Raw genomic sequence first — 11861 nt, forward strand, 5'->3', positions numbered from 1 at the left:
CACAACATAGACTAAATCGGGAGAGACCAGCGGTGGACGCGTACGCACCCAAGAAGGAAGACAAGTTCACGTTCGGCCTTTGGACGGTCGGCTGGCAGGCGCGTGACCCGTTCGGCGACGCCAGCAGGGCCCCGCTCGACCCGGTCGAGGCGGTGCACCGCCTCGCCGAGCTCGGCGCCTATGGCGTGACATTTCATGACGACGACCTCCTCGCCACCGAGCCCGACCGCGACAAGGCCATCCAGAACTTCAAGCAGGCCCTGAGCGACACCGGCCTCAAGGTTCCCATGGCGACGACGAACCTGTTCACCCACCCCGTTTTCAAGGACGGGGCGTTCACGAGCAACGATCGGGACGTCCGCCGGTACGCCCTGCGCAAGGTCCTGCGCAACATCGACCTCGCCGCCGAACTGGGCGCGACGACGTACGTCTGCTGGGGCGGACGAGAGGGCGCGGAGTCCGACGGCGCCAAGGACGTCAGGGCGGCACTCGACCGCTACAAGGAGGGCCTCGACCTTCTCTGCTCTTACGTGATCGACAAGGGCTATGACCTGCGGTTCGCCCTCGAGCCCAAGCCGAACGAGCCGCGCGGCGACATCCTGCTGCCGACCATCGGCCACGCGCTCGCGCTGATCAACGAGCTGGAGCACCCCGAGATGGTGGGGCTCAACCCCGAGGTGGGCCACGAGCAGATGGCCGGGCTGAACTTCGTGCACGGCATCGCCCAGGCGCTGTGGCACGGCAAGCTCTTCCACATCGACCTCAACGGCCAGCACGGCCCGAAGTACGACCAGGACCTCGTCTTCGGCCATGGTGACCTGAAGAGCGCCTTCTTCCTGGTCGACCTGCTGGAGAACGGCGGCTACGAGGGCCCCCGGCACTTCGACTACAAGCCGCTGCGGACCGAGGACGCCGAGGACGTGTGGGTCTCGGCAGCGGCGAACATGCGGACCTACCTGATCCTGAAGGAGAAGTCGGCGGCGTTCCGCGCCGACCCCGCGGTCCAGGAGGCCCTGGCGAACTCCCGCGTGCTCGAGCTGGCCCAGCCCACGCTGGCCCCTGGCGAGACCTACGACGACCTCGCCAAGGACGACTTCGACCTCGACAAGGCGGCCGAGCGCGGCTTCCACTTCACCCGCCTCAACCAGCTCGCGCTCGAGCACCTCCTCGGAGTGCGGGGATGACACTGGTCGCGGGAGTCGACTCTTCGACGCAGAGCTGCAAAGTCGTCATCCGCGACGCGGAGACCGGGGTCCTGGTCCGTGAGGGCCGGGCCCCGCACCCACCCGGCACCGAGCTCCACCCCGATCACTGGTGGCAGGCCCTCCAGGAGGCGGTGGCGGCGGCGGGCGGCCTTTCCGACGTCGAGGCGCTGTCGGTGGCCGCGCAGCAGCACGGCATGGTGTGCCTCGACGAGCACGGCGAGGTCGTCAGGGACGCGCTGCTGTGGAACGACACCCGCTCCGCCCGCGCGGCCGGTGAGCTGGTGGCCGAGCTGGGCGGGCCACGGGCGTGGGCGGAGGCGGTCGGCAGCGTCCCGGTCGCCTCCTTCACCGTGACCAAGCTTCGCTGGCTCGCCGAGAACGAGCCGGACAACGCGGCCCGTACGGCGGCGGTGTGCCTGCCGCACGACTGGCTCACCTGGCGCCTCGCCGGATCCCCCGGGATCGGGGCGCTCACCACCGACCGGGGCGACGCCTCGGGGACCGGCTACTGGTCCCCCGCGACGGGCTCGTACCGTCCCGACCTGCTGAAGCTCGCCATGGGCCACACCCCGCTGGTGCCTCGTGTACTCGATCCCACGGGTCAGGCGGGGGAGTCAGGCGGGGCACGGCTCGCGCCGGGCACCGGGGACAACATGGCCGCCGCGCTGGGCGTGGGGATGCTCCCCGGCGACGTGGTCGTCTCCATCGGCACGTCGGGGACGGTCTTCGCCTGTGCCGGCGCGCCGAGCCATGACGAGTCGGGGGACGTGGCGGGCTTCGCCGACGCCACCGGACGGTTCCTCCCGCTGGTCTGCACGCTGAACGCGGCCCGTGTCCTGGACGCGGCGGCGGGGATGCTCGGGGTGTCCACGGCGGAGCTGTCCGATCTCGCGCTGGAGGCCCCGCCCGGAGCGGACGGGCTCGTGCTGGTGCCCTACCTCGAAGGAGAGCGGACCCCGAACCGGCCGGACGCCACCGGGTCGCTGCACGGGCTGCGGCTGTCCAACTCGACCCCCGCGCACCTGGCCAGGGCCGCCGTGGAGGGCATGCTGTGCGGGCTCGCCGACGGGCTGGACGCGCTGGGGCTGGAGCCCCGCCGGGTGCTGCTGATCGGCGGCGGCGCCAGGTCGGAAGCGGTGTGCAGGATCGCGCCCGCGGTGTTCGGGCGGCCTGTCCTTGTGCCGGAACCAGGGGAGTACGTCGCGGACGGGGCGGCTCGCCAGGCCGCCTGGCTCCTCGGCGGCACCCCGGAGCCGCCCGCGTGGCAGCCCGGCGTACCGGAGCTCTACGAGGCCGCCCCGGCACCAGGCGTGCGGTCGCGCTACGCGGAGGTCACCGCGGGAATCTGAGGTCCGACCCTGAGGGACCCCTAGATCGCCTCAGGGGTCGATCAGGGGCGGCACCGGATGTTCGGGACGACCGTTTCGGGACAGTCTTGACCCATGCTGCCCCTGAGAAGGCTTCACCCCCTGGTCGCCGGAGCCGGAATGCTGGTCGCGTCGATCACGATGGCGGTCGGCCGGATCGGTGTCCCCCTGGACGCGCTTCACCTGACGATCGGCCAGTCCGCCGCGCTGGAGCGCGGCGGGTCCACCGAGTTCGCGATGGCACTGCTCGCCCTGTCCTCGCTTGGACTGCTCGCGGGCCTGCGGGCCGTACGGGCGCCCGTGTCGGGCTGGCCGGAGCGTCTCATGCTGACGTGGGTGGTCTCCCTGACCGTCGCCGCCGTGTCCCCGGTCACCGCGGTGATCGATGTGATGATCGCGATCGCGTTGGCCAGCCTCGCCGGAACCGCCGCGCTGATGGTCAGGCGGTTCGGCGACGACGAGCTCTGGCGGCCGGTGGGGCGTCCGCTCGAGTGGCTCGCACTGGGCGCCGGCGGCGGTCTCGCCGTGCTGACCTACGTCGCCTTCCCGGGGCACCGGGTCATGATCGGCCTGGCCGAATGGGCGCTGCTCGGCATCGAGGTCGCGGCCCTGGCCGTCGTGGCCGTACAGCTCGTTCGGATCACCTTGAGCTCCGCCGTGAGCCCCGCCGCGACGGCCGTCACCCCGCCGGTCGTCACCGCCCCGGTGACCGCCGCTCCGAGCGTGACCCCCTTCCCGCTGCGGGCCTGGGTACCGAGCGCCCGGACGCCGGTGAGGAGCCCGGCGATGAGCGCCTCCGTGAGCATGGCCATGACTCTGGAAACCGCCACAACCGGCGCGGGAAGGTCCACTGGGGTCCTAAGCCGACACTGACCCTAGAAGGACTCAATTCACGAAATATCACGGATGTATCAAGAAAATCATCGGTCGCAATGCTAGTCTCATCGGCGATCTTCACCTCGGCTGCCGGTCCATGACGGCAACCCGCCGACCGATGAGGTGTCATGACATCGAGCAGGTCCGTCCGGTTCAAGATCTCCGCATTGCTCGTGATCCCGCTCCTCTCCCTCGGAGTCCTGTGGGCCTTCGGGGCGAGCGTCACCCTGCGAGAGTCCGCGAACCTGCTCAATGTCGCCTCGCTCTACGAGGACATCGGCAAGCCGGGCGACGAGCTTGCCATCGCCCTGCAACGTGAGCACGTACTCTCCGCGGAGCTCCTCGGCGCCCGGTCCGAACGGGCGCAGAGCGCGCTGGTCGCGCAGCGACATGAGTCGGACAAGCTGAGGGACCGCCTGCGCCGGATGGCCCTGACGGACGACGCACAGGCGGCACTCTCGACACCGGCGATGCGCGCCAGGTTCGAGGACATGATGGCCAGGCTCGACCGGCTGGACTCGACCCGGGCGGCCGTCGACAGCGGATCCATCGACCTGGTCACGCTCACCCACGCCTTCTCGCAGTTCCCGGACGGCATGCAGAAGCTCGTCACCAGCATGTCGGCGACCAACGACGTGGAGCTCTACCAGCAGTCCCACAGTCTGACCGCGATGGCCTACTCCAAGGACTTCCTGTCGCGCCAGCGGGCCCTGGCGGCGGGGGCGCTGATCGCCGGCCATCCGATGTCGCCGGGCGAGCTGCGGCTGTTCTCGGAGCTCGCCACCACCCGGCGGTTCCTGTTCGACCAGGCGCTGCCCGAGCTCCAACCCGCGACCCGCGAGCCCTTCGAGAAGCTGGTGAGGTCGGAGGCGTACCGGGGATTCATCGCCATGGAGGCCCAGATCCTCTACGGAGACGGCCGCACCATCTCGCACGCGGCCTGGCGATCGGTCGCGGACGAGGTGGAGAGGTCCTACCAGGCGACCCTGACCAAGGCCGGCGCGGCGCTGGCCGCGAGCGCGGAACCGGCGGCGATCGTCACCTTCGTCCGAGCGGGCCTCGCCGGCGCGCTGGGGCTGCTCGCGGTCGTCGCGTCGCTGATCGTGGCGTTCCGGGTGGGCCGGGGCCTGACCAGGGAGCTCGGCGAGCTGCGGGCCGCCGCCACGGAGCTGGCCACCGTACGGCTGCCGCGCGTCATCGAACGCCTGCGCCGGGGCGAGGACGTGGACACGGACATGGAGGTGCCGCCGCTCACCGTCACGGCCACCACCACCGAGGTCCGTGACCTCAGCTCCGCCTTCGACAGCGTGCAGCGCACCGCGGTGGAGACGGCGGTCGAGCAGGCCCGGCTCCGCGACGCGGTGAGCAAGGCGTTCCGCAACCTCGCGAGACGCAGCCAGTCGCTGCTCCAGCGCCAGCTCAAGCTGCTCGACGGCATGCAGCGGCGCGTGGAGGAGCCCGAGACGCTGCGCGACCTGTTCCGCGTGGACCACCTCACCACCCGCATGCGGCGGCACGCCGAGGGCCTGGTCATCCTGTCGGGCGACTCGCCGGGCCGCTCCTTCCGTCAGGACGTGCCGGTCATGGACGTCGTCCGCGCGGCCATCGGTGAGGTGGAGGACTACACACGGGTCCGCGTCCACCCCATGCCGGACGCCACGATCGCGGGCGGCGCGGTCGCCGACGTCATCCACCTGTGCGCGGAGCTGGTGGAGAACGCCACCTCGTTCTCCCCGCCCCACACCGAGGTCACCGTACGCGGCGAGCTCGTCGCCCGGGGATTCGCGGTCGAGGTCGAGGACCGGGGACTCGGCATGTCACACGAAGAACGTGACACGATCAACGAGAAGCTGTCACGTCCCCCGGAGTTCGACCCGGTGGAGACAGAGCGTCTCGGCCTGTTCGTCATCGGCCGGCTGGCCGCCCGGCACGGGATCCGGGTCGAGCTTCGCAGCTCGCCGTACGGGGGGACGGCCGCGATCATCCTCATCCCCGAGTGGCTGATCACGGCGCAGGCGCACGTGGAGCCGGTGGCCGCGCACGCGGGACCGGCGATGCCCGCGCGCTACCAGGGCGCCGGCCACGCTCTCGCGCGGCGCCCGGCCTCCGGGGGCGCGCCGGCGTCCGGCCAGGACCGGCTTCCCCGGCGCGTACGGCAGGCCAACCTGGCGCCGCAGCTCAAACAGGGGACCGGGGTGAAGGCGTCCCCCGCCCAGGCGGCCACGGAGACCAGAGCGCCGGCGGACGCGCGGGCACTGACCGAGACACAGGCGCCGACCGACACACAGGCGACGACCGAGACGCGGGCGCCGACCGACACACAGGCGACGACCGAGACGCGGGCGCCGACCGACACACAGGCGACGACCGAGACGCGGGCGCCCACCGAGACACAGGCGGTGACCGACACGCGGGCGGTCACGGGGCAGCCGGGGCCGGACGCGCGGCCGCCCGCAGGCAGATCCCCCGAGGAGTCCAGGGCTCTGCTGAACTCCCTCCAATCGGGCTGGCGGCGTGGCCGGGCCGACAGTGAACGAGACGGCGAGGAGGCGTGATGGTGTCGACCGAGCTGAACTGGTTGCTCGATGACTTCGTGACGCGGGTGACGGACGTCCGGCACGCGATCATCCTGTCCAACGACGGGCTGCGCGTCGCCGCCTCGGGAAGCCTCTCCCGGGAGGACGCGGAGCATCTGTCCGCCGTCGCCGCGGGGTTCCAGAGCCTCGCGAAGGGCGCCAGCCTGCGGTTCGACGGCGGCGCCGTACGGCAGACCATCGTGGAGATGGAGGCGGCGCTGCTGTTCGTCACGGCGGCGGGCAACGGAAGCTGCCTGGCTGTGATGAGCATGATGGAGGCCGACGCAGGACTGATCGCCTACGAGATGGCCCGCCTGGTCGGCAGGGTCGGCCAGCACCTGACCACGCACCCGAGAGGCGCCGTGTGATGGACGGAACGGAGTGGATCGACGACGGTCCCGTCGTCCGGCCGTACGCCCTCACCAGGGGCAGGACTCCGCCGTCCGCGAAGTCGTTCGATCTCCTCACCCTGATCGTGGCCACCGGCACGGAGGCCGCTCCCGACACGGCCGACCTGGGTCCCGAGCACCGGCGGCTGCTGGCGATGGTCCGCAGGGCCCGGCCGGTGGTCGAGGTGGCCTCCGACATCGACCTGCCCCTCGGCGTGATCCGCCTCCTCCTGGACGACCTGCTGACCCACGGCCTGATCCTGACCCGGCCTCCGGCCGCCACGACCCCGTCCGCCGAGGCCGGCATCCTCCAGGAGGTCATCAAGGGGCTCCAGGCGTTGTAGACCCCGCTCACCGAGGCGGGGCCGCGGCGCGATGGAGCACCACATAGCCTTCGCGGTCGAAGAGGACCTGGTAACCGAGGCCCTTCAGCTCGTTCACCCGTTCCCGCTGCCGGTCGGGTGACGGCCACGGGTAGGCGACGTGGGCGGTGTCGGCCACGATCCAGGATGCCGCCGGCGGTTTGTCCTCCCACAGCAGCACCGTCGTTCTCGCGGACAGGTGCGGGCCGACGTGGTTCACGGCCTCGACCACGACCCCGGACGGCACGGCCGCGACCGCCTCGTCCGCCGCGACGACGTCCGCGTGCTTCTCGTAGAACTCCGGCCGGATGAGCTGGTCGAACGGGAACCGGGGGATCAGCGTGAACGCGACCACGCAGACGCCCGCCGCCCAGACCAGCGCCGCGCCGCGCTCATCGGTGCCGGGACGGCGGCGTCGTACCCATCGGATCAGGCGGGTCGCGCCGTCGACGCCCGCGCAGAGCAGCACGACCACGGTGAAGGCGCTGTGGTGGAAGTCGGTGACCCACCAGTGGACGCGGTCCGACAGCATGCGCTCCAGCAACTGTGGCAGTGCCATGAGCGTCAGCGGCGAGAACAGGCATGCCAGCAGCGTCGGCCACAGCAGGAACGCCAGCGTGTCGATCTTGACCTGCGGGCTGAACAGCGTCCCGAGGACGGTCAGCGGATCGGTGACCGCCCGTGCCGCCAGGTGCGGGATGTCCTGGCCGAGCCCGCCGTAGGCCCAGTACATGTCGGGATCCCCGCCGAGGGACGGGATCAGCAGTGCGCGGACGCAGAAGGTGTACACCAGGCCGAACGCGATGTACATGGCCCCGTCGGTACGCTGGCCCCGCAGCATGACGTAACCGCCGAAGCCGGCGACCATGAGCCCCATGTCCTCCTTGACCAGGAGCAGCGCCATCGCGGCGAGCCAGGTGGCCGCGTGCTTGCCGGCGCTGAACCGCTCGATCATGACAGCGGTGAGGAGCGGAGCGAACGCCACCTCGTGGAAGTCGAAGTTCATGGCCCGGGCCACGGGCCAGGAGACGGCGTAGGCGACGACGACGAGGTAGGCGCAGCCGGTGCCGAGCATGCGCCGGGTGAACAGCCACAGGAACGGTATCGCCAGTGCGAACAGCACGGTGGGCCACGATCAGCGTCTCGGGCCCATCGTGCACCCAGTACAGCGGGGCCAGCACCGCCAAGATCGGCGAGAAGTGCTCGCCGAGCTGGATGAAGTCCATGCCCTGGCCGATCGTGACGCCCCGCAGCGGGCTCGTGGGCGCGCCGAACGAGGCGAAGCCCCGGACCGCCTGGTCGAAGAGCGTCAGATCCAGGCTGGTCGCCCGGTACAGGTCGAACCTGACCAGGCCCAGCAGCGCGGAGACGCCCGTCGAGGCGAGGACGATGGCCGTCACGGCGATCACATGCCGGGTCCGCGTCGAGGGCCTCAGCGCCGCCGTCACGACCTCCCGGGCGCGCCCTGGGACCGCCACTAGGAACAGCGCGGCTCCCACCCCCTGAGGTCGTCGATCTGCACGCACACCGGTCAGCGACACTATTCACTCGTCCGGGACGAAGGAGGAACGGTGAGATCAACTTGTAATCGAGCTTAAGTATGACAAAGAGGCCATGCGAAGCGGTCCGTCACCACGATCACGTGTCTCCTGCCGGGCACCTTCCGCAGCGGCTCGGGTCTCGTACCATGAGTGCGTGCAGGGCCTTGTTCGCTCCGTGTGGAACGAGCCCCGTCCCCCCAATCCGCCGCGGCGGGTGTGGCGCGACTGGGTTCTCGTGGGCGTGCTCGTGCCGACCGCGGTGCTTGAGGGAATCCTGCGGCCCGATCTTCCGTGGCGGGTCCTCTCGGTGGCCGTCACCATCGGGCTGATCGCCACGCTGTTGTGGCGCCGGACCAGACCGCTGCTGATGGTCGCGATCGTCTTCGGCACCACGAGCGTGACCCCGCTGCTGACCAACGGTGACGGCACAGAGACGCACACCATGGCGTACCTGCTGCTCGTGGTGTATTCGTTGTTCCGGTGGGGGTCGGGTCGCGAGGCCGTGCTCGGGCTGCCGATCATGCTGACAGCGGTCTTCCTCTCGATGGCCTCCGGCCGCCTCGCCTCCGCCGACGCCGTCGCCGCTTTCGCCGTCATGTTCTCGGCCATCGCCCTGGGCGGGGCGTTCCGCTACCGGGCCAGGGCGAGGATGCGAGAGCTCGACCACGTCAAGCTGCTCGAACGTGAACAGCTGGCCCGCGACCTGCACGACATCGTCGCCCATCACGTCTCGGCGATGGCGATCCGCGCACAGGCGGGCATCGCCACATCGGCGTCGCGACCGAACGCCGCGACCGAGGCGCTCCACGTGATCGAGGCTGAGGCGTCGCGCGCCCTCGCCGAGATGCGCGCCATGGTCCGCGTCCTGCGCAGGAACGAACCGGCGGAGCTGGCGCCCGGCCGGACCATCACCGATCTCGAACAGCTCGCCGGCACGGCCCGCGTCGGTCCGGCCGTCAACGTGGAGATCCTCGGCGACCTCGACGACCTGCCGCCGGCGGTCGGGGCCGCGATCTACCGCCTCGCCCAGGAGTCGGTCACCAACGCCCGGCGGCACGCGCGTCACGCCACCCATATCGAGGTCCGCGTCGCGGCCGACGCCACGTCGGTGCACCTGCGTGTGAGCGACGACGGCGAAGGCGGTCCCCTGCGCCCGGGCGCGCCGCCGGGATATGGGCTCATCGGCATGATCGAACGCGCTCACCTGCTCGGCGGCACCTGCGTAGCCGGCCCGAATCCCGTGAGGGGCTGGACGGTGACCGCCGTGCTGCCCCGAACCGGCATGGCGACATGAGCATCCGAGTGATCGTCGCCGACGACCAGGAGATCGCCCGCACCGGGCTCAGGATGATCCTCGACGCCCAGCCCGGCATCGAGGTCGTCGGCGAGGCCGCCGACGGGCGGCGAGCCGTCGAGCTCGCGCGGCGCCTGCGCCCCGACGTGTGCCTGTTCGACATTCGCATGCCCCGCCTCGACGGCATCGAAGCCACCCGTTCCCTCGCGGGACCCGCCGTCGAGGACCCCCTCGCCGTCGTCGTCATCACCACCTTCGACCTCGACGAGTACGTCTACGCCGCACTCAGGGCCGGCGCCCGGGGTTTCCTGCTCAAGGACGCCGGTCCCGACCTGCTCTCCCAGGCCATCCGCGCCGCCGCCGACGGCGACGCGCTCATCGCCCCGAGCATCACCGCACGACTGCTCGAAGCCTTCGCCCACGCCGGGCCGGCCTCACGGCCGGCGCCGCTCATCGAGGCGCTCACCGGCCGAGAAGAGGAGATCCTCATCACCGTGGCCCGTGGGCGGACCAACAGCGAGATCGCCGACGAGCTTCACATCACTCTGAGCACCGTCAAGAGCCACATCGCGAGCCTGATGACCAAGCTCGGCGTCCGTAACCGCGTCGAGATCGCCATGTGGGCCTACGAGACCAACCGCGTCAGGAAATGATCCGGGCGCGGGAGGCGCCCGCGCCCGGATCATTCTTGACGCGGTGCCGCGGGCCTGATCGAAGTCGGCGGCATGCGGTGATACGGGTCTGGTCGTAGTCGGCCGATCGGCCGCGACAAGGTCGTACTTTCGGCGGTTGAGCCGCCACTTGGGGCCTCGTCACACTGATCCTGCAGTTCGTAGCGGCTGCTCGCAGTGGATGAGGAGAATGCGATGAAGGCGTTCGTCTTGCGCTCGTACGGTTCACCCGACGTCCTCGACCTCACGGATGTCGACACACCCGCGCCCGGCCACGACGAGGTGCTGGTCCGGGTGCGCGCCACCTCCGTCCAGCCCTACGACTGGCACCACATGAGAGGGGAGCCGTACATCGCGCGCCTGATGCCCGGCGGTCTCGGGCTGCGCAATCCGAAGCTCGGCATCCTGGGCGCCGATATTGCGGGGGAGGTCGAGGCGGTCGGCAAGGACGTGACGGCGTTCCGTCCCGGCGACGAGGTGTTCGGGTTGCTCAAGCAGGGCGGCTTCGCCGAGTACGTATGCGGCCGGGAAGACGAACTGGCGCCGAAACCGAAGAACCTGTCGTTCGAGCAGGCGGCGGCGGTACCGCTGGCGGCCGCCACCGCCCTGCTCGCCCTGCGGGACAAGGGACGGATCGAGCCGGGGCAGAAGGTCCTCGTCAACGGGGCTTCGGGAGGCGTGGGAACCTTCGTCGTGCAGATCGCCCGAGCGCTCGGCGCGGAGGTCACCGGCGTCTGCAGCACGCGGAACGTGGAGCTGGTCCGATCGCTCGGCGCGGACGAGGTGATCGACTACACCAAGGAGGACTTCACGCGGAACGGGCGGCGCTATGACCTGCTGGTGGACATCGCCGGAAGCCACTCGGCAACGGCATGCCGGCGGGTGCTGACTCGCAAGGGGGCCTACGTCGTGGTCGGCGGGCAGCCGGGCCGATGGGTGCAACCCGCCGGTCACGCGTTCTCGGTGATCGCGGTGGCACCGTTCGTGTCCCAGAGGATGTCCGTGGCCGACGTGGTCGGATACGTGGAGAACAAGCGGAACCTGTTGACGCTGACCGAGCTCATCGAGCAGGGCAAGGTCACACCCGTCATCGACCGGAGCTACCCGTTCGAGGAGATTCCGGCGGCCATGAGATACCAGGAAGAGGGCCACGCCCGAGGCAAGGTCGTCATCACGCTCTGAACCCGCCCCACGGCCGCGGGTTCCGAGCCGGGTTCTGCCGGAGCCGCTGGGCGTAGCGGTCATCGTGCTCTGTTCCGAGGACTTCCCGCATAACTGTTGACGTATCAAATAAACGCTCTTTTAATTCACGCATGGGGCGTATCGCAGGCGTCACCGCCGCCGAAACCCGCGAGCGGTTGCTGCACGCGGCGGCCGAGACCTTCGCCCAACGCGGCTACGACGGCACGCGCGTCACCGACATCGCCACGGCCGCGGGGGTGAGCAACGGCGCCTTGTACGCGCACTTCGGCTCCAAGGCGGAGTTGCTGGTGGTCGCGCTGCGCGCACACGGGCCACGGCTGCTGGCCGACCTGCTCGCCGCCGACCCGAACCGGTCGATCGCGGATCTGCTGCTCGCC

General features: G+C 70.5%; 11 protein-coding genes and 1 pseudogene. 10 read left to right on the forward strand and 2 right to left on the reverse strand.

Going from position 1 to position 11861, the window contains the following annotated elements; genetic code table 11:
- Positions 1 to 32 precede the first annotated feature (32 nt).
- From xylA to ABD810_RS03435, 6 genes are all read left to right on the forward strand, one after another.
- Positions 33 to 1184 (forward strand): xylose isomerase, encoded by a 1152-nt coding sequence (gene xylA / locus ABD810_RS03410; protein ID WP_344934035.1) that lies wholly within the window; start codon positions 33 to 35, stop codon positions 1182 to 1184.
- Positions 1181 to 2554: a xylulokinase gene (gene xylB, locus ABD810_RS03415; RefSeq protein ID WP_344934037.1), complete on the forward strand. Its 1374-nt coding sequence runs from the start codon at positions 1181 to 1183 to the stop codon at positions 2552 to 2554. The genes xylA and xylB overlap by 4 nt, the downstream gene beginning before the upstream one ends.
- Positions 2555 to 2647: 93 nt before the next feature.
- Complete coding sequence (locus ABD810_RS03420; protein ID WP_344934039.1) at positions 2648 to 3445, forward strand: DUF998 domain-containing protein; 798 nt, start codon at positions 2648 to 2650, stop codon at positions 3443 to 3445.
- Positions 3446 to 3576: 131 nt separating this feature from the next.
- Positions 3577 to 6003 (forward strand): sensor histidine kinase, encoded by a 2427-nt coding sequence (locus ABD810_RS03425; protein ID WP_344934041.1) that lies wholly within the window; start codon positions 3577 to 3579, stop codon positions 6001 to 6003.
- Entirely contained in the window at positions 6003 to 6392 is a 390-nt protein-coding gene (locus ABD810_RS03430) for a roadblock/LC7 domain-containing protein (protein WP_344934043.1), read from the forward strand. The genes ABD810_RS03425 and ABD810_RS03430 overlap by 1 nt, the downstream gene beginning before the upstream one ends.
- Positions 6392 to 6757, forward strand: coding sequence for a DUF742 domain-containing protein (locus ABD810_RS03435; RefSeq protein ID WP_344934046.1), 366 nt, complete (start codon positions 6392 to 6394; stop codon positions 6755 to 6757). Before ABD810_RS03430 ends, ABD810_RS03435 begins: the two co-directional genes overlap by 1 nt.
- Before the next feature lie 7 nt (positions 6758 to 6764).
- Here the strand turns inward: ABD810_RS03435 and ABD810_RS03440 are convergent, their stop codons facing one another.
- Together ABD810_RS03440 and ABD810_RS40935 are read right to left on the reverse strand one after the other, a co-directional pair.
- The gene (locus tag ABD810_RS03440) at positions 6765 to 7898 is read right to left on the reverse strand and encodes a DUF2079 domain-containing protein (protein ID WP_344934049.1); all 1134 of its coding nucleotides are present in this window, start codon (positions 7896 to 7898) and stop codon (positions 6765 to 6767) included.
- A 64-nt stretch (positions 7899 to 7962) separates the two neighbouring features.
- Positions 7963 to 8316, reverse strand: a pseudogene (locus tag ABD810_RS40935) (hypothetical protein); the annotation flags it as partial.
- Positions 8317 to 8491: 175 nt separating this feature from the next.
- On the opposite strand from ABD810_RS40935, the gene ABD810_RS03450 reads away from it, so the two are divergent.
- The 4 genes from ABD810_RS03450 to ABD810_RS03465 all read left to right on the forward strand — a co-directional run.
- A complete protein-coding gene (locus ABD810_RS03450) occupies positions 8492 to 9610 on the forward strand; it encodes a sensor histidine kinase (protein ID WP_344934054.1) in 1119 nt (372 codons plus the stop codon).
- A complete protein-coding gene (locus ABD810_RS03455) occupies positions 9607 to 10263 on the forward strand; it encodes a response regulator (protein ID WP_344934056.1) in 657 nt (218 codons plus the stop codon). Before ABD810_RS03450 ends, ABD810_RS03455 begins: the two co-directional genes overlap by 4 nt.
- 213 nt (positions 10264 to 10476) lie before the next feature.
- Positions 10477 to 11463: an NAD(P)-dependent alcohol dehydrogenase gene (locus ABD810_RS03460; RefSeq protein WP_344934060.1), complete on the forward strand. Its 987-nt coding sequence runs from the start codon at positions 10477 to 10479 to the stop codon at positions 11461 to 11463.
- Positions 11464 to 11594: 131 nt separating this feature from the next.
- Positions 11595 to 11861 (forward strand): TetR family transcriptional regulator (locus ABD810_RS03465; protein WP_344934063.1); only part of this gene is annotated, 267 nt, incomplete at its 3' end.

Source organism: Sphaerisporangium flaviroseum, from assembly GCF_039537005.1.
Taxonomy (GTDB): Bacteria; Actinomycetota; Actinomycetes; order Streptosporangiales; family Streptosporangiaceae; genus Sphaerisporangium; species Sphaerisporangium flaviroseum.

Coding starts and splice junctions, on each gene's coding strand:
- ABD810_RS03420 (WP_344934039.1), top strand. CDS start 2,648: ATGCTGCCCCTGAGAAGGCTTCACCCCCTGGTCGCCGGAGCCGGAATG.
- ABD810_RS03455 (WP_344934056.1), top strand. CDS start 9,607: ATGAGCATCCGAGTGATCGTCGCCGACGACCAGGAGATCGCCCGCACC.
- ABD810_RS03425 (WP_344934041.1), top strand. CDS start 3,577: ATGACATCGAGCAGGTCCGTCCGGTTCAAGATCTCCGCATTGCTCGTG.
- ABD810_RS03435 (WP_344934046.1), top strand. CDS start 6,392: ATGGACGGAACGGAGTGGATCGACGACGGTCCCGTCGTCCGGCCGTAC.
- ABD810_RS03460 (WP_344934060.1), top strand. CDS start 10,477: ATGAAGGCGTTCGTCTTGCGCTCGTACGGTTCACCCGACGTCCTCGAC.
- ABD810_RS03430 (WP_344934043.1), top strand. CDS start 6,003: ATGGTGTCGACCGAGCTGAACTGGTTGCTCGATGACTTCGTGACGCGG.
- xylB (WP_344934037.1), top strand. CDS start 1,181: ATGACACTGGTCGCGGGAGTCGACTCTTCGACGCAGAGCTGCAAAGTC.